The sequence below is a fragment of the Bradyrhizobium sp. OAE829 genome, assembly GCF_040546575.1.
Taxonomy (GTDB): Bacteria; Pseudomonadota; Alphaproteobacteria; order Rhizobiales; family Xanthobacteraceae; genus Bradyrhizobium.
The window spans coordinates 6,126,269-6,141,566 of sequence record NZ_JBEPOE010000001.1 but is presented as its reverse complement, the minus strand read 5'-3'; the positions used below and the strand labels follow the sequence as shown (position 1 = coordinate 6,141,566).

The following is a 15,298-nucleotide window of genomic DNA, read 5'->3' as shown; positions in this document are numbered from 1 at the left end:
GCAGGCGGTTGTACGCCAATAAGGTCACACTCCAACAGGAAAACACATTCCATGTGACCGCTAGGGTGCATATCCCGTATTTGCCCGGGCGCGTCCTTTCGATTGCGCGCATTGATGAACCCATAAAAAGCTGAGGTCCCACAGCAATGGATCAACCGTTCCAATTCTCAGAAGAAGTATTATAGCGCGTGTTCACCCGTCCCTGAGATGCTGAACGAAAATCAGCGTCGTGAGGTACAGGTGATGCGTAAACTGGCTCGTTGCTGCCGTGGAGTATCTGCGATCGAGTTTGCGATACTGGCACCGGTGTTTCTGTTGCTGGTATTCGGAATCGTTGTCTTTGGCGCCTATCTGGCCATGGTCCACGGCGTGCAGCAGCTGGCCGCCGAAGCCGCCCGCTCGTCCATTGCGGGGATGAATGATAGCGAGCGAAGGAGTCTCGCCACGAGTTACGTCACCGCCAATGTATCGACCTATCCACTGCTTACGGCGAATGCGCTCTCCGTCAATGCCGGTGCATCGGCCGGCGACGCCAACGTATACGTCGTCACGGTAAACTATGACGCGTCGCGGAGCTTCATCTATCAATTGCCGTTCGTTCCTGCCCCGCCATCCACGATCGTCCGCTCCGCGGCGATCCCAAATGGAGGGTTCTGACTTGATAACGAAACCGATGTTCCGGCGGTTTCGCGCCGACGAACGGGGCAACATAGCCATCATGGGCGCAGGCCTGATGGTCCTGGTGATCGGATGCACCGCGCTTGCGGTTGATCTTGGAACGATCTTCGCTGACCGGCGCAGGACCCAGAGCACCGCTGACCTCGCTGCGATGGTTGCTGCCAGCAATCTTTCCAACGCGGTGAACGCTGCGACGGCGACGGTCGTAAAAAATAACTATCCCGCAAGCTCAATGGTAAAGCTCGAACTCGGAACATACACTGCCAACAGCGCCGTTTCGCCGCAGACCCGCTTCGCGACACCGGGGACCGGCACCGCGAATGCAGCACGCGTAACCTTGAACACCCAGACGCCGCTGTATTTTGCACGCGTCTTCACTGGCACCAATCAGTTCACGATAAAGACGTCAGCCACCGCGTCGTCGACCGCCACCGCGTCGTTTGCCATCGGCTCGAGACTCCTATCGGTGAATAACGGATTGATCAATGCCATGCTCGGCGCGACCCTCGGAACCAATCTGTCGCTGTCGGTGATGGACTATGAAGCCCTCGTCAGCGCTCGCATCGACGCGCTGGATTTCCTCACCGCGTTGGCGACACGTATCAACCTGACCGGCGCCACCTATGACAGCGTGCTCACCAGCAACGTCACAATCTCCGACATCATCGCGGCGGCATTGACGACCCATCAGGCTGCCAATGGAGCGAACGCTGCGACGGCTGCGTTATCGACGATCTCGCAAGCCGTCTCAAACAGCACGACGAAAATCAAACCAGGATCACTGGTCGACGCCGGTCCGTATGCCAATCTCCCTACGGGACAGAAAGCCAAGGTTGGCGTCGGCGTGTCGGCGCTTGATCTGGTGTCCGCCACGGGCCAGGTCGCCAATGGCACAAACCAGATCGCCACTTCCGTCAATCTCGGCTTGCCGGGCATCGCCGGCGCCTCCCTCACCGCGACCATCGGTGAGCGGCCGGTCGGCTCCGGATGGATTACGCTCGGCACCAAAGGCGCCAGCGTGCACACCGCGCAGACCCGCATTCTGCTGACGGTACAATTGGTCGGTAGCGGCGCTGTTCCCGTGGTCAATCTGCCGCTGTACGTCGAAATAGCGTCCGGCACGGCCACGCTCAACGCCCTGAACTGCGGGCGCCCGAATATCAACACATCGACCGTCACGCTCGGCGTAACGCCCGGAATCGTCGATGCATGGATCGGCAACGTGACGACAGCCGAGCTGAAGAACTTCACAAGCAAGCCGAACCCGCCCGCGGCCACGCTGGTCAATCTGGGTGCAGTGACAGTCACCGGTCGCGCCCACGCCGGGATGGGCAACACGACCGCCAAGAACGTCGACTTCAGCTACGCGGACATCCAATCGCAGGTCAAACGGACGGTGACGACCACTAACTTCACTTCGTCCCTCACGTCGAGCCTGCTTGGGGATCTGTCGCTGTCCGTGAATGTGGGCCCGCTGGGACTTCCCGTTCCCGGGCTGGGTTCGACAGTCAGCGGCATCCTTGGCGGTGCGACCGGTTCGATCGATCAATTGCTGGCCTCGGTGCTTGCGACGCTCGGTGTCGGAATCGGACAGGCCGACGTCTGGGTGCTTGGAATCCGCTGCGACGGAGCGGTGCTGGTAAACTAGCAATCCTCTCTGAGGGTTGAACCGGATTGGGGAATCCGGCGCCTACCATCGATTGAATAGCGATAGCCATCAAACGCTTGGCCAAGCCTCAACCGGCGTGTATCAGGAACGGCAAAGTCTCCTTTCTGATACATGGCTGGAACCAGAGTTTGACCTCCTCTCCTGCAATCAAGCCGTTTCTCGACGTATTAGCCGGCCACCGTCAGCCGGTGCCCCCGGTCTGGATGATGCGGCAGGCAGGGCGTTATCTGCCCGAGTATCGCGAACTGCGCGCCAAGGCCGGCGGCTTTCTCGATCTGTGCTTCACGCCGGAATACGCCGCCGAAGTGACGCTGCAGCCGATCCGCCGTTTCAACTTCGATGCCGCGATCATCTTTTCCGACATTCTCGTCATCCCCTACGCGCTCGGCCGTTCCGTGCGCTTCGAGGCCGGCGAAGGTCCGCGGCTCGATCCGCTGGATAGGCCGGAGCAGGTGACGGGCCTGGCCACGCAGGCCGACTTCAGCAAACTCGAACCGGTGTATGAGGCGCTGCGCCGCGTTCGCCGCGAACTCGATTCCAACATCGCGCTGATCGGCTTCTGCGGCGCGCCGTGGACGGTGGCGACCTACATGGTCGCAGGCCAGGGCACGCCGGACCAGGCGCCGGCCCGGATGATGGCCTATCGCCATCCCGAGGCGTTCTCGACAATCATCGACGTGCTGGTCGAGAATTCGATCCAGTATCTGCTCGGCCAGCTCAAGGCCGGCGCCGACGTGCTGCAGATTTTCGACACCTGGGCCGGCGTGCTGCCGCCGCGCGAATTCCAGCGCTGGTCGATCGAGCCGGCCAAACGCATCGTCGCGGGCGTCCGCGCGCAAGCGCCCGATGCCAAGATCATCGGCTTTCCGCGCGGCGCCGGCGCGCTGCTGCCTGCTTACGTCGAAGCGACCGCCGTCGATGCCGTCAGCATCGACTGGGCGGCCGAGCCGTCATTGATCCGCGAGCGCGTGCAGAACCGCGTCGCCGTGCAGGGCAATCTCGATCCGCTGGCGCTGATCGCCGGCGGCGCGGCGCTCGATCGCGCGGTCGACGACGTGCTGGCGAATTACGCCAGCGGCCGGCTGATCTTCAATCTCGGCCACGGCATCCAGCCGGAAACCCCGATCGCGCATGTCGAGCAGATGATCAGGCGGGTGCGGGCCTATAAGGGGTAGCTTCGTAGATGGGGTAACGGGCCCCGGTCTGCCTTCCAAGCAAGCCGCGCTTGCTACGGCGCTGTTGGGTGCGCGCTTCGCGCGGCTTGCTTGGAAGGCGGGCGGTCGTCCCTCACATGGATGGTGTTTACGGAGTCGAGGATGGACCTCGCTCCAAGCATCAAGGAGAGACGACCATGGAGTATTATGCAGGAATCGACGTGTCATTGGAATGCTCAAGCGTGTGCGTTGTTGATGGGAACGGCAAGATTTTCCGCGAGAGCAAGGTGGCAAGCGAGCCGGCGGCGCTGATCGGTTGGTTCACCTCGCTCGGGATCGGGCTGGGCCGGATCGGGCTGGAAGCTGGGCCGCTGTCGCAATGGCTGTACGCGGTGATGAAGCAGGCTGGGCTCGCAGTTGAGCTGTTGGAGACGCGGCACGTGCACGACGCGTTCAAGGCGATGCCAGTGAAGTCGGACCGCAATGACGCACGGGGGATCGCGCAACTGATGCGGCTGGGCTGGTTCCGGCCGGTTCACTGCAAGTCGGTGGCGGCGCAGGAAGTGAGAGCCTTGCTGACGGCGCGCAAGCTGGTTCAGAGCAAGCTTCTGGACGTCGAGAACAGCCTGCGCGGGATCTTGCGCGGCTTTGGGCTGAAGGTCGGCAAAACGACGGGAACAGATTTTGCTGGACGGATCAACGAGTTGGTGAAGGGGCATCCCAACCTGGAAGTGATCGCAGAAGCGCTGCTCAAGGTGCGGACCGTCCTGCTGAGCGAGTTCAAGGCCTTCGAGAAGCGGGCAGGCAGGATGTCGCTGATGAATGCCAAGGCCAGGTTGTTGATGTCGACGCCTGCGGTGGGGCCAATCATCTCACTGACCTATGCCGCAGCGATCGATGATCCCGCGCGGTTCACATCCTCCAAGCAAGCCGGGTCGCATTTTGGGTTGACGCCGAAGAAGCACCAGTCCGGCGAGACCGACCGATCGGGCCGGATCAGCAAGATCGGCGACGCTTCCGTGCGCGAGGCGCTCTACCAGGCCGCTCACATCATGCTGACGAAGCCGATCAAGGGATGTTCGCAGCTCAAGAGCTGGGCGATGCGGATCGCCAAACGGGCCGGCATGAACAAGGCTAAGGTCGCGCTGGCCCGCAAGCTCGCCGTGATCATGCATCGCATACTCAAGGACGGTGCGCCCTTCAATCCGGCCACCAAGGCTAACGCTGCAACGGCTTAGGAGCAAAAACGACAGGTTTTCGGGCGGGTCACGACACCAGCCTTCCCGAAGCGAAGTCCCTTCGCCGGGACGATGGATCAGGTCAGGCCGACATCCGGGATGTCGACACATCGAACGATGTGATCACGCTTCCGTAGATTGGCCGACCTATCCTCTTACGAACCCCATCAGGCGACGGCCCTTGCGCCGATCCCGTACAGAAGCAAGTTCCCGGCGAGCGGATGACGCAAAAGGGATTGACTAATCGAGGCCCGTTACAGAAGCCCGGATGAAGCGCAGCGCAATCCGGGGACGGTTGCTTCACTGGCAAGAGAATCCCGGATTGCGCGGAGCCTGTCATCGAGCGCGCATCCGCACGACCCGTTGGCTCCATCCGGGCTACGCTCAACCGTTACCGCGCATCCTCCAAAATCATGTCGGAGGCCTTTTCGGCGATCATGATGGTGGGCGCGTTGGTATTGCCGGACATCAGGTCCGGCATGATCGAGGCATCGACCACGCGCAGGCCCTCGATGCCGCGCACGCGCAAGCGTTGATCGACCACGGCCAGCGGATCGTTGCCCATCCGGCAGGTCGAGGTCGGATGATAGACCGTGCTGCCGGTGCGGCGGCAGAAATCCAGCAACTCGTCGTCGCTCGCGACCTTCGGGCCGGGATCGACCTCGCCGACCGCAAACGGCTTTAGCGCGGGCGCCGCGAGAATCTTGCGCAATATCCTGATGCCGTCGATGAAGGCGCGGCGGTCGGTTTCGGTCGCGAGATAATTGATACGGATTTCCGGCGCCACGCTGGGGTCCGCGCTCTTGATGCGCAGCGAGCCGCGGCTTTCCGGGCGCAACTGACAGACCGAGGCCGTGAAGCCCGATTGCGCATGCAGCTTCTCGCCCATCTTGTCGGTCGAGAACGGCAGGAAGTGAATCTGGATGTCGGGTGAGGCCAAACGGGGACTGGTCTTGAAGAACGCGCCCGAGGTGCCGGCCGCGATCGTCAGCGCGCCCTTGCGGAACGCCGCATATTGCAGACCGGCCATCACCCGCCGAACCGGATTGTTGACGATGTCGTTCAGCGTGATGGCCTGGGCGCAACGCGTCACCAGCCGGACCTGCAAATGATCCTGCAGGTCGTTGCCGACGCCTTGCGCGTCGAGCACCACCTCGATGCCGTGGCTCTTCAGAAGGTCGGCAGGGCCGACGCCGGAGAGCTGCAGCAATTGCGGGGAATTGTATGCGCCGCTGGACACCAGGATTTCCTTGCGCGCCCGCGCAACGCGCACGCGGCCTTCCTGCTTGTACTCGACCGCTTTGGCGCGGCGGCCTTCGAACAGAATGCGCTGCGCCAGCGCCGAGGTTTCGATGTGCAGATTGCTGCGGTTCTTCGCGGGACGCAGATAGGAGAACGCCGAACTGGCGCGGCGGCCGCGCTGCGTCGTGGTCTGGAAAAACCCGGCGCCCTCTTGCGTAGCGCCGTTAAAATCAGGATTGGTGGGAATGCCGACTTCGGCGGCCGCAACGACAAACGCTTCCGACAGCGGATCGTGATGCCGCCAATCCGATACCGGCAGCGGGCCCCCGGCGCCGTGATACTTGTCGCCGCCGCGCTGCTGGTTCTCGGCCTTCTTGAAATAGGGCAGCACGTCGTCATAACCCCAGCCGGCATTGCCGCGCTGGCGCCAGCGATCATAATCCTCGTGCTGGCCGCGCACATAGAGCAGGCCGTTGATCGAACTCGAGCCGCCCAGCACCTTGCCACGCGGCTGAAACACCTGCCGGCCGTTCAAGCCCGGTTCGGGCTCGGTCTGGTACATCCAGTTGACGGATTTTTCCTTGAACAGCTTGCCGTAGCCGAGCGGCACGTGGATCCAGAGATTGCTGTCCTTCGGTCCGGCCTCCAGCAGCAACACCGAATGCTTGCCGTTCGCGCTCAGCCGGTTGGCGAGCACGCAGCCGGCCGAGCCGGCACCGACGATGACGTAATCGAATTCGGAAGCGTCGTTATTATTGTTCATTGCTTTCCCCGCGCATTATCCGGCGCCCTCCTCCCTATGCGACGATGTGGGGATCATGGGCGATGCACCATTCGGGTGCATCGCCACACAGGATGCCGGCTAGGGAAAACAGGTAGCGGGGGCGTCCGATAGGGTCAAGTTGCCGCAAGCTTCGAGAAATCCGGCGGGCGGCGCTCGGCGAATGCCGTGAAGGCTTCGCGCGCCTCCATCGTCTTCAACCGTTCCGCGAACCGTTCACTCTCTGCCAGTATCTGCGCCATCAACATCTCGGGATTGCGCATCAGCCGCTTGGTCGTGCTGACGGCACCGGCCGGTTGCCTGGCGAGACGCCCCGCAAGCGCCTTTGCCTCGGCATCGAGCCGGTCGAGCGGCACGACGCGGTTGGCAATGCCCCACGCAAGCGCGGAGGCAGCATTCACGGGTTCGCCGAGCGCAAACATCTCGAAGGCGCGCGCATAACCGATCCGAAGCGGCATCAGCAGGCTGGAGGCGGCTTCCGGCACCAGTGCCAGATTGACGAACGGCGTTGAAAGCAGTGCGTTTTCGGCGAGCACCACGAGATCGCAATGCAGCAGCATCGTGGTGCCGACGCCTACGGCACGGCCCTGGACAGCAGCGACCAGCGGGCGGCTCGACTGTGCGAGCGATTTCAGGAAGCGGCTGACGTGGCGCTCGCCCTGCATCTGGCCGGTGGCAATCGCCGCGAACTCGCCGACGTCGTTGCCGGCAGTGAACATGTCGCCTTCGCCCCGGATCAGGACCACGCGGACGGCGGGATCGGTCTCCGCACCCTCGATCGCGTCCGCCAGCGCGCCGTACATCGCGTTGGTCAGCGCGTTCTTCTTGTCGGGCCGCGCCATCGTCAGAATCAGGACGCCGCCGTCGTTTTCGATTTTGATGTGTTCGGTCATTGCACTTCTCCTCTTGGAAACCTGGTTTGAAAACTGGTGAGCCAGCGCGCGACGATTTCGATTTCGGCGTCGGTGAATCCCTCGGCGAGGCGTGCGTTGATTTCGGCAAGCCCGGCCTTCGACTGCGCCAGTGCCACGCGCCCGACCGGCGTCAGCCAAAGCCGCCACGCGCGGCCGTCATCCGGATCGGCGCGCCGCTCGATCAGGCGAGCCGCCGTCATCCGGTCCACCAGGCCGCTGATGCCGGGCGGACCGAGGTCCAGCGCCGCACCCGCCTCGCCCATCAGCGCCCCGTCGTGTTGACCGAGGATAAAGAGCAAGCCCGACTGCGCGGCCGTCACCCCGTTCCTCTCTGTCTTCGTGGCGACCCATCGCTGCAGCCGCCGCTGGGCGACGTTGAGCAGGAAGACCAGCCGGCGGTCCGGGCGGGAGGTCACTGGCGGAGGCGCTCCTGGAATTTAGTTCGCATGCGAAATATCTACCCGAAGGCCGGGGGCTTGTCACTACTGAATGTGGTGTCGCCCCCTCGGCGCCGAGCGAGGTTCCACGGCCGGCCCGCGCCGGCGGCGCCCGCTTCCACCCGGAATTCCTGCTCGAGCGTACCAACCTGTCCCAAGGCCGCGGCCCGACCCGAGAAAGCGGCCCAAGACAGCGGCCAAGTGATTGGTTGCCCTTTGGTCGCGGCAGGAGGATGCTGTCGGCCTGGGCAAAGGGAGCGCGACATGAGCAAGACAGGTCTCGACAATCGCCACCGCAACCACGATGGCGAAATCAGCCACAAGCACGGCGCTACGCTGGTTGGCACGTTCCGCAAGATTTACGGACAGGGATTCGCCGCCGGTTATCCGGCAACCGAGAAGCTGAGCGACGTCTTGCTTCAGCTCAACGATACCTCGTTGAGCCAGCTTCGCCGGGATTACGAGACCGGCCACCTCGAACACAAAATCGCGAAATCTGCGAAATAAGGCGCCCGCACAGGTAAAGATCTGCATGGCGAAGATCCTGCTTTCGATACAAGACTTGCAGGCACATGCGTTGGCAAAGCTCCGCAATGAACCCGGCTGCTCCAGCGTTCGCAGGATCGCCATCAATCGCACCACGGATGAGCGGGCTGAGAACAATTGGTCGATGTGCGTGGTGTCCGCGGGCGACGCCGATGCCAACGCGGCGGCACGCGCCGCGCTCGATATCCAGAAGGCACTGCGCCACGACTACAATCTGGCGGCGGAGTGACCGCGAGGGGCTCTCAGCCGAGGATTGACCGGTACAGGCCCAGATATCTATCGGCCATGCGGTCTACCGTGAAACGGGCCGATACCGCAGCACGGCAAGCAGCGCGATCGATCTCGTCGATGCGAGCTATCGCATCGACCGCCGCATCGAGGCTGTCGACCAGAAATCCGGTCACACCATCATCTATGAGCTCGGGCATCGATCCGCGGTTGCGGGCGATGACCGGCGTTCCGCAGGCGAGCGCTTCCACCACCGACAGACCGAACGGCTCGTCGAAATTGATGAGGTGGAGCAGCGCGCGCGCGGAGCCCAGAGTCTTCGCGCGTACCGTTCCGCCAACCGGGCCAAGATAGACCACGGATTCGTCGTCGAGTGCGGGCGCTACCTGCTCGTCGTAGTAATTCTGGTCCTGGACGATGCCGGCCATGATCAATTTCCGGCCGGATCGATCTGCCGCAGCGATCGCCTCAGCCGCCCCCTTGTCCGGGTGAATGCGACCGAAGAAGAGCAGATCTTCGCTGCCGTGCGGGTCGAACGGGAAATCCCCCAGCGGGATGCCATGGTGGATTGTTGCGGCATAGCGCAGGTCCGGATGGCGATCGGCGTCGCTGATCGCAACATAGTGGACGCGTTCTTCGTATTCCTTGTAGGCCGGCAGGATGCGCGCGGAAGAGAAACCGTGGATCGTCGTTACGACAGGGGTTCCGACCAGCCGCGAGAAGGCGAGCGGGACGAAATCGGCCTGGTTGTGAATCAAGTCGAACTGACCAGCCTGCTCAAAGACGTGGGCGACATGGAGCATCTCCCACACCTTTGCGTCGATCGCGGGATCCTCGGAATAGGGCGCAGGGCAGATGGCATCGAGCTTGCCTGCCGTCCTGCTGTCCTTGGTGGCGAACAGGGTGACGTCGACACCGCGCGCGACCAAGGCCTCGGTCAAGAGACTAGTCACCTGCTCCCAGGGGCCGTAATGGCGCGGCGGTGTACGCCAGGAGATCGGCGCCAGCATGGCGATACGCAAATGACCATCCTTCTCTGCTGTGTGCTATCCGGCCTCGAGCACGACAGCTTCGTTCGACCCTAGCAGGAGGGCACCGTCTTCGACCAGCGCCGCATCCGCGACCGTGGACAGCAGCACCCGGCTCCCGCGCCCCCAATCCGGCAACGGCAGTCGATGCGACTGTGCGCCGAGGTTGAGCGCCACAATCAGCCTCTCCGAATCGTGCCGGCGTTCGTAAGCCAGCATCTCGTCTTCCACATTCAACAGAGCGAAGTCGCCGATCGACAAAGCGCGGCAATTGCGTCTGAGCGCAAGCAACCGACGATAAAGTGTCAGGATTGAGTGAGGATCCTCCGACATCCGCGCCACGTTGCGCGTCGGAAAATCGGCATTGAGCGGCAGCCACGGATTCGCTGTGGTGAAACCGGCATTTTCGCAGTCATCCCATGGCATCGGCGTGCGCACGGGATCCCGGCCCAACGCCAGACCGGGCTCACGCAACTCGCGCGGATCCCGTACTTGCGATGCTTCGATCATGACATCGCTCAAACCAAGCTCGTCGCCGTAGTAGAGCGTGGGCGTGCCTCGGAGTGTCAGCAACAACACCGCCGCGACGCGGGCCTGGGCCTGCCCACGCTTGGCCGCAACGCGCGGCCGATCATGGTTGCCGAGCACCCAGTTTGGCCAACCACCCGGCGGTAGTGCTGCTTCATAGCTGGTGATGACGGTCGCCAGCGAGCGCGCCTCCCACGGTGTATCGATGAGCTGGAAATTGAAGGGCAAGTGCACCTCCGGGCGCTCACCGCCGTAATAGTGCATCAGACGATCGACCGGCAGGTAAATCTCACCGATCAGAACCCGTTCGCCTTGTCCCCTGGCGCCATAGCCGTCGGCGATGTCACGCATTTCGGCGGCGATCCGGTGCACCTCGGGCTGGTCTGTGGAATGGAGTTGAAGCAGGCGATGCATTTCACCCATTTCGGGCCGATAGGCCGGGTTGGGCGGATTGTTCGGGAAGTCTGCGGCCTTCACCATGTGCCAGAGCACGTCAATGCGGAAGCCGTCGACGCCGCGATCGAACCAGAAACGCATCACGTCATACATCGCCGCCCGCACGGCTGGATGACGCCAGTTGAGATCCGGCTGCTCCTTCAGGAAGGCGTGGTAGTAATATTGTCCGGTGGTTTCGTCCCATTCCCAGGCCGGGCCGCCGAAATCGCTGATCCAGTTATTGGGCGGTCCGCCGTCAGCCGCAGCATCGCGCCAGATGTACCAATCTCTTTTCTGATTTCCACGCGAAGCACGGCTCTCGACGAACCATGGATGCTGGTCGGACGTGTGGTTGGGCACGAAGTCGAGCAGAACCTTGAGCCCTCGCCGATGGGCTTGCATCAGCACGTCGTCGAAGTCTGCCAGTGTCCCAAAGCGTGGATCGACGTCGCAATAGTCGGCAACGTCATAGCCGAAATCAACCATCGGCGACGGATAGATCGGGGAGATCCAGATCGCATCGACGCCAAGCCTGACAAGATAATCGAGCCGCCGCTCGATCCCTCTGAGGTCGCCTATGCCGTCACCGTTGGTGTCCTGAAAGGAACGCGGGTAGATCTGATAGATCACGCCATTCTGCCACCAGGGCGCGGTCATGCCGACACCGCCTCTGGCAGGCGCGCCGATTGCCGTTTATTGATCACGCGAGATCATCAAAGCTCGTCCACCCTATCCACCGCGTCAACCCGACGGATTGCGACGAACAGCGGCAAAACGACTCTGTTCCTGTTGCGATCGGAAGTCGACGGTTTTCTCCCGTTGTCGCGGCGCGAAGCGACACTAGGCCCTATCCAGGCATCCGATTGGGCAATTATGATGCCTTCGATGAGGTCAAAAGCCACGATCGCCACCGCCTACAAGAGGACCGACGCGACAACAACAAGAGCAAGGATACCGTGATGAACCTGCCAACGCATTTGCTGCCGACCACCGTGGTCGGAAGCTATCCGCAGCCGGAATGGCTGGTGGACCGCGCGATGCTGTCGAAGGTGGTGCCGCGTACGCGCATGCATGCGATGTGGCGGCTGCCGCCGGAGCATCTGCAGGAAGCGCAGGACGACGCCACCATCGTTGCCATCAGAGACATGGAGCGCGCCGGCATCGACATCGTCACCGACGGCGAAATCCGCCGGGAAAGCTATTCCAACCGGTTTGCGACCGCACTCGAAGGTATCGACGACGAAAAGCCTGACATGATCACCTCGCGCAGCGGGCATCAAACGCCGGTGCCGCGCGTGGTCGGCCCGGTCAAGCGCAAGGGACCGGTCGAGATCCACGACATAAAATTCCTGCGCAAGAATACCGACCGCGCGGCCAAGATCACGCTGCCCGGCCCGTTCACGATGAGCCAGCAGGCCAGGAACGAGTTCTACAAGGACGACGAAGAACTCGCGATGGCTTTTGCGGATGCCGTCAACGCCGAAGCGCTGGACCTGCAAAAGGCCGGCGCCGACGTGATCCAGCTCGACGAGCCCTGGGTGCGCAACAACCCGGACCTCGCAAGGCGCTATGCCGTCAAGGCCATCAACCGCGCATTGGCCGGCATCACTGTGCCGACGGTCGTGCATCTGTGCTTCGGCTATGCCGCGGTGGTGCCGGGTTCAAGCAAGCCGGCGGGTTATTCGTTCCTCGCCGAACTCGCCGACACGACAGCCGAACAGATTTCGATCGAGGCCGCGCAGCCGAAGCTCGATCTCGGTGTACTCAAGGATTTGTCGTCGAAGAAGATCATGCTGGGCGTCCTCGATCTCGGTAATCCCGAAATCGAGACGGCCGCGATCGTCGCCGATCGCATCCGCAACGGCCTCAAGGATGTCGCGGCCGAACGTCTGGTGGTGGCGCCCGATTGCGGCATGAAATACATGCCGCGCCACGTCGCATTCGGAAAGCTGAAGGCGATGTGCGAGGCAGCTGCGATCGTACGCAAGGAGATCGGCTAGGGCGCTTCCCCTCGTACTCAAACCTCGGCGTAGAGTTCGATGACGTTATCCTCGGGGTCGCGGAAGAACAGTGCGCGATGGTGCCAGCTCGGTATATCCCGGGGCGGGCTGAGGATCGTCACGCCCTTGGATTGCAAGGTCGCATAACAGGAATCGATCAGATGCGGCGCGACCCGGAAGGCGAGCTGGACCGCAGCCGAGCCGGGCGAAAACGGACCATCGTGCCACGCAGCCCAGGGACCGCGCGGCCTCAAGGTGAGCAGCGCGGAGCCGACCTGAAAGCTGACCCAGTTGTCACTGTCGTGAGCGAGCGGAAAGCCCATCACGTCGAGATAGAATTGCTTGGTCTCCTGCATCTTCGAACACAGCAGAATCGTGTAATCGAGATTGCGGATGTCACCCAGACTCATGCAGCTGCCACCTTGACAAAAATCGATTTGAAATGACTGGCCACGCCGCGAGATGGCCCGACGAGAAATGATAGCTCTTATCGAACGATCGTCAAAGCAGCTTGGCGCGAACGAAGAGCGCGCGCAATGCAGTGGTCGCCTGCACCGTCAGCATCGCATTGTCAGCGGCGCCTCGCAGCGTCCTGACCGCATCGGCGTGCAACGACTTGAACTCGATCCATTCGACCGAGCTCAGATTGGTGATAAACTGATAGGCCTGGCCGACGGTACCGATCGATACCGTCTTGCCGTTCAAACTGATCTTGAACGTGGCCCGCAGCGGCGTGTCGGAATTGGAGACGTTGTTCGCAATCATGACGGCGACGTCGAACGTCGCGACGCGGTCAAGCCCTCGCTCAGGCTCGGCACCACGACGAGGCGTTTGATCTGCCCGTTTCGATAGGCCTGCAGGAACTTGTCATATTCCTTGATCGAGACGCAGCCGTTGGAATCGCCATTGGGCCCGAGCAGGTAGGAGTGCACCAGCAAGCCGGTTCGTCCGAGCGTGTCGGCATCGCCCACCGGCGTCATGCGAAGCGCCGCGACACCATGAAACAGCTTCTCCCGCGGCTTCAGATCATAGACGTTCGGCGGCGTCGCCCCGACCATGCGCATGGCGACCGAGGCTGGATTATCCATCAGGCCGCCGAGGCCTGAATGCGCCTCGAGCTTGGCGCCGTTCGGCATGTAAACGGTCCGCGCCGAGATGTCGTAGACCGCGGTAAAGTTGTCATATCCGAGCGCGCCAAGATCCGGCTTGTTGGCGAACAGACCGTCGCCTGGCGTCAACGACGCCAGCGTAAAGCGCATCGGCACCATATCGGCCAGCTTCTGGAACATGGTCCGGTCGTCCGACCGCGCCGGCGGAGGCGGCGACGGATCAACCCTCAGCGCCAGACTGGCTTCGGCGGGCCGCGACCTCGGCAGCGGAATCGCGGGCCCGGCCGGCGATGCGGGCTGGTCGGCCTGCACATCCGGCGACAGCTCGGCCAGCTGGCTTTCGATGTGACCGAACTCGGCGTCGAAATCCGTTCGCGCCGGACGGAAGACGGGACGCGAGGGATACCTGATCGCCGGCGCATTGCGCGCCGAGCCCGATCCGAACCTGTCATCGAACGAGAATGCGCCGGCGCTTTTGGCGGCTTGCGGATTTCGTAGCCAGGCAACGAGATCAACATTCATCGACCAGGCGGCCAGCGCCGACGTCACCACGAGCAAGGCAGCGGCCAAGGCGGCCTTGCCTATCAATGGAAAACCGCGGCTCGAAGCAGGCCCGGTCGTGCTGGTGGTCCTGTTATCCATCCGTCCCCGGCTCGGCGCTTCGGAATCAGACCTGATTCCGCAAGGGATTCACCGAATAAGCCCAAATATAATGCAATTCAAAGTAAGGCATAATCGAGACACCGGACCACGGCTAGGGTCATCCATCGAATTCGCAGCGACCCGGGCAATCTTGGTAAACAGCCGCCGGTTCCGGGTGTGACAATAATGAACGCACCTCAGGGCCGGAGCGTCGGGCTGGTATTCGGCGCAGGCGCCTGTTCCAGCTCGGAATCTTCCGGCAGCCTGTCCGCATGCACCGATAGCGCGGGCCCGATCCAGATCGGATCGGCAAGATGGTCGCGGCGCGGATTGGTCGTGTTTGGATGGACCAGAACGCTCAGCCTGCCATGATTCAGCATCAGCCAGGGCACCAGTTCGGGGAACACCTCCTTGGCAAAGGCCACCTGGTACATCGCCTGATCGTGGGGGCCGACCTTGACGTCATGCCACCGGCCGAGCGTCACCGAAAAGCGCTCGCCGATCCAGCCGCGCAACTGCTCGGCCTCGCCCCGCGTCGTCGCCGGATCGTAATAGACATGGGCGTGGTAGCTGGCGATCTCGCTCAGGGATCGCGCAGCCCCCTTCTCCGGCAACTCGCTCATCGCAACCGCTCCGCCTACCGTTCAAACCGGCCGCGATGATCGCTGG

General features: G+C 62.5%; 16 protein-coding genes. 7 read left to right on the top strand and 9 right to left on the bottom strand.

Translation table 11 applies throughout. From position 1 onward, the window contains the following. Positions 1 to 243 precede the first annotated feature (243 nt). From ABIE49_RS29555 to ABIE49_RS29540, 4 genes are all read left to right on the top strand, one after another. Positions 244 to 657 (top strand): TadE/TadG family type IV pilus assembly protein, encoded by a 414-nt coding sequence (locus ABIE49_RS29555; RefSeq protein WP_192738597.1) that lies wholly within the window; start codon positions 244 to 246, stop codon positions 655 to 657. Continuing rightward, positions 644 to 2,326, top strand: a complete 1,683-nt coding sequence (locus ABIE49_RS29550; RefSeq protein ID WP_192738598.1) for a pilus assembly protein TadG-related protein — start codon at positions 644 to 646, stop codon at positions 2,324 to 2,326. The genes ABIE49_RS29555 and ABIE49_RS29550 overlap by 14 nt, the downstream gene beginning before the upstream one ends. Before the next feature lie 149 nt (positions 2,327 to 2,475). Next, the gene (gene hemE, locus ABIE49_RS29545) at positions 2,476 to 3,522 is read left to right on the top strand and encodes a uroporphyrinogen decarboxylase (RefSeq protein WP_192738388.1); all 1,047 of its coding nucleotides are present in this window, start codon (positions 2,476 to 2,478) and stop codon (positions 3,520 to 3,522) included. Positions 3,523 to 3,698: 176 nt separating this feature from the next. Then, the gene (locus tag ABIE49_RS29540; RefSeq protein ID WP_192740894.1) at positions 3,699 to 4,739 is read left to right on the top strand and encodes an IS110 family RNA-guided transposase; all 1,041 of its coding nucleotides are present in this window, start codon (positions 3,699 to 3,701) and stop codon (positions 4,737 to 4,739) included. A 391-nt stretch (positions 4,740 to 5,130) separates the two neighbouring features. Here ABIE49_RS29540 and ABIE49_RS29535 read toward each other — a convergent pair whose 3' ends face one another. The 3 genes from ABIE49_RS29535 to ABIE49_RS29525 form a co-directional block, all read right to left on the bottom strand. Next, on the bottom strand, positions 5,131 to 6,744 hold the full coding sequence (locus ABIE49_RS29535; protein WP_192740617.1) for a GMC family oxidoreductase: 1,614 nt from the start codon (positions 6,742 to 6,744) through the stop codon (positions 5,131 to 5,133). A gap of 134 nt (positions 6,745 to 6,878) precedes the next feature. Beyond that, the gene (locus ABIE49_RS29530) at positions 6,879 to 7,655 is read right to left on the bottom strand and encodes an enoyl-CoA hydratase (protein ID WP_192740616.1); all 777 of its coding nucleotides are present in this window, start codon (positions 7,653 to 7,655) and stop codon (positions 6,879 to 6,881) included. Beyond that, on the bottom strand, positions 7,652 to 8,092 hold the full coding sequence (locus tag ABIE49_RS29525) for a MarR family winged helix-turn-helix transcriptional regulator (protein WP_192740615.1): 441 nt from the start codon (positions 8,090 to 8,092) through the stop codon (positions 7,652 to 7,654). Before ABIE49_RS29525 ends, ABIE49_RS29530 begins: the two co-directional genes overlap by 4 nt. Before the next feature lie 285 nt (positions 8,093 to 8,377). Here ABIE49_RS29525 and ABIE49_RS29520 point away from each other — a divergent pair, with 285 nt between their 5' ends. Both ABIE49_RS29520 and ABIE49_RS29515 read left to right on the top strand, forming a co-directional pair. Beyond that, positions 8,378 to 8,620, top strand: a complete 243-nt coding sequence (locus tag ABIE49_RS29520; protein WP_192740614.1) for a hypothetical protein — start codon at positions 8,378 to 8,380, stop codon at positions 8,618 to 8,620. A 25-nt stretch (positions 8,621 to 8,645) separates the two neighbouring features. Next, positions 8,646 to 8,888 (top strand): hypothetical protein, encoded by a 243-nt coding sequence (locus ABIE49_RS29515; protein WP_192740613.1) that lies wholly within the window; start codon positions 8,646 to 8,648, stop codon positions 8,886 to 8,888. A gap of 13 nt (positions 8,889 to 8,901) precedes the next feature. Here ABIE49_RS29515 and ABIE49_RS29510 read toward each other — a convergent pair whose 3' ends face one another. Both ABIE49_RS29510 and ABIE49_RS29505 read right to left on the bottom strand, forming a co-directional pair. Next, a complete protein-coding gene (locus tag ABIE49_RS29510; RefSeq protein ID WP_192740612.1) occupies positions 8,902 to 9,897 on the bottom strand; it encodes a glycosyltransferase family 4 protein in 996 nt (331 codons plus the stop codon). Positions 9,898 to 9,933: 36 nt separating this feature from the next. After that, a complete protein-coding gene (locus tag ABIE49_RS29505) occupies positions 9,934 to 11,535 on the bottom strand; it encodes an alpha-amylase family glycosyl hydrolase (RefSeq protein ID WP_192740611.1) in 1,602 nt (533 codons plus the stop codon). A 302-nt stretch (positions 11,536 to 11,837) separates the two neighbouring features. On the opposite strand from ABIE49_RS29505, the gene ABIE49_RS29500 reads away from it, so the two are divergent. Beyond that, positions 11,838 to 12,878 (top strand): uroporphyrinogen decarboxylase family protein, encoded by a 1,041-nt coding sequence (locus ABIE49_RS29500; protein ID WP_192740610.1) that lies wholly within the window; start codon positions 11,838 to 11,840, stop codon positions 12,876 to 12,878. A gap of 17 nt (positions 12,879 to 12,895) precedes the next feature. On the opposite strand, the gene ABIE49_RS29495 is transcribed toward ABIE49_RS29500, so the two are convergent. The 4 genes from ABIE49_RS29495 to ABIE49_RS29480 all read right to left on the bottom strand — a co-directional run bounded on the left by ABIE49_RS29495 (position 12,896) and on the right by ABIE49_RS29480 (position 15,252). Next, the gene (locus ABIE49_RS29495; RefSeq protein ID WP_192740609.1) at positions 12,896 to 13,288 is read right to left on the bottom strand and encodes a VOC family protein; all 393 of its coding nucleotides are present in this window, start codon (positions 13,286 to 13,288) and stop codon (positions 12,896 to 12,898) included. Positions 13,289 to 13,379: 91 nt separating this feature from the next. Continuing rightward, positions 13,380 to 13,643, bottom strand: a complete 264-nt coding sequence (locus ABIE49_RS29490) for a hypothetical protein (protein ID WP_192740608.1) — start codon at positions 13,641 to 13,643, stop codon at positions 13,380 to 13,382. Further along, positions 13,640 to 14,557, bottom strand: coding sequence for a DUF2778 domain-containing protein (locus ABIE49_RS29485; protein ID WP_354067053.1), 918 nt, complete (start codon positions 14,555 to 14,557; stop codon positions 13,640 to 13,642). Before ABIE49_RS29485 ends, ABIE49_RS29490 begins: the two co-directional genes overlap by 4 nt. Before the next feature lie 269 nt (positions 14,558 to 14,826). Further along, the gene (locus ABIE49_RS29480) at positions 14,827 to 15,252 is read right to left on the bottom strand and encodes a DOPA 4,5-dioxygenase family protein (protein ID WP_192740606.1); all 426 of its coding nucleotides are present in this window, start codon (positions 15,250 to 15,252) and stop codon (positions 14,827 to 14,829) included. Positions 15,253 to 15,298 lie beyond the last annotated feature (46 nt).

Bases quoted from the DNA above. Each gene is read 5' to 3' on its own strand.
- ABIE49_RS29555 (WP_192738597.1), top strand. From the start codon at position 244: ATGCGTAAACTGGCTCGTTGCTGCCGTGGAGTATCTGCGATCGAGTTT.
- ABIE49_RS29550 (WP_192738598.1), top strand. From the start codon at position 644: ATGGAGGGTTCTGACTTGATAACGAAACCGATGTTCCGGCGGTTTCGC.
- ABIE49_RS29540 (WP_192740894.1), top strand. From the start codon at position 3,699: ATGGAGTATTATGCAGGAATCGACGTGTCATTGGAATGCTCAAGCGTG.
- ABIE49_RS29535 (WP_192740617.1), bottom strand. From the start codon at position 6,744: ATGAACAATAATAACGACGCTTCCGAATTCGATTACGTCATCGTCGGT.
- ABIE49_RS29530 (WP_192740616.1), bottom strand. From the start codon at position 7,655: ATGACCGAACACATCAAAATCGAAAACGACGGCGGCGTCCTGATTCTG.
- ABIE49_RS29520 (WP_192740614.1), top strand. From the start codon at position 8,378: ATGAGCAAGACAGGTCTCGACAATCGCCACCGCAACCACGATGGCGAA.
- ABIE49_RS29515 (WP_192740613.1), top strand. From the start codon at position 8,646: ATGGCGAAGATCCTGCTTTCGATACAAGACTTGCAGGCACATGCGTTG.
- ABIE49_RS29510 (WP_192740612.1), bottom strand. From the start codon at position 9,897: ATGCTGGCGCCGATCTCCTGGCGTACACCGCCGCGCCATTACGGCCCC.
- ABIE49_RS29505 (WP_192740611.1), bottom strand. From the start codon at position 11,535: ATGACCGCGCCCTGGTGGCAGAATGGCGTGATCTATCAGATCTACCCG.
- ABIE49_RS29500 (WP_192740610.1), top strand. From the start codon at position 11,838: ATGAACCTGCCAACGCATTTGCTGCCGACCACCGTGGTCGGAAGCTAT.
- ABIE49_RS29495 (WP_192740609.1), bottom strand. From the start codon at position 13,288: ATGAGTCTGGGTGACATCCGCAATCTCGATTACACGATTCTGCTGTGT.
- ABIE49_RS29490 (WP_192740608.1), bottom strand. From the start codon at position 13,643: ATGATTGCGAACAACGTCTCCAATTCCGACACGCCGCTGCGGGCCACG.
- ABIE49_RS29480 (WP_192740606.1), bottom strand. From the start codon at position 15,252: ATGAGCGAGTTGCCGGAGAAGGGGGCTGCGCGATCCCTGAGCGAGATC.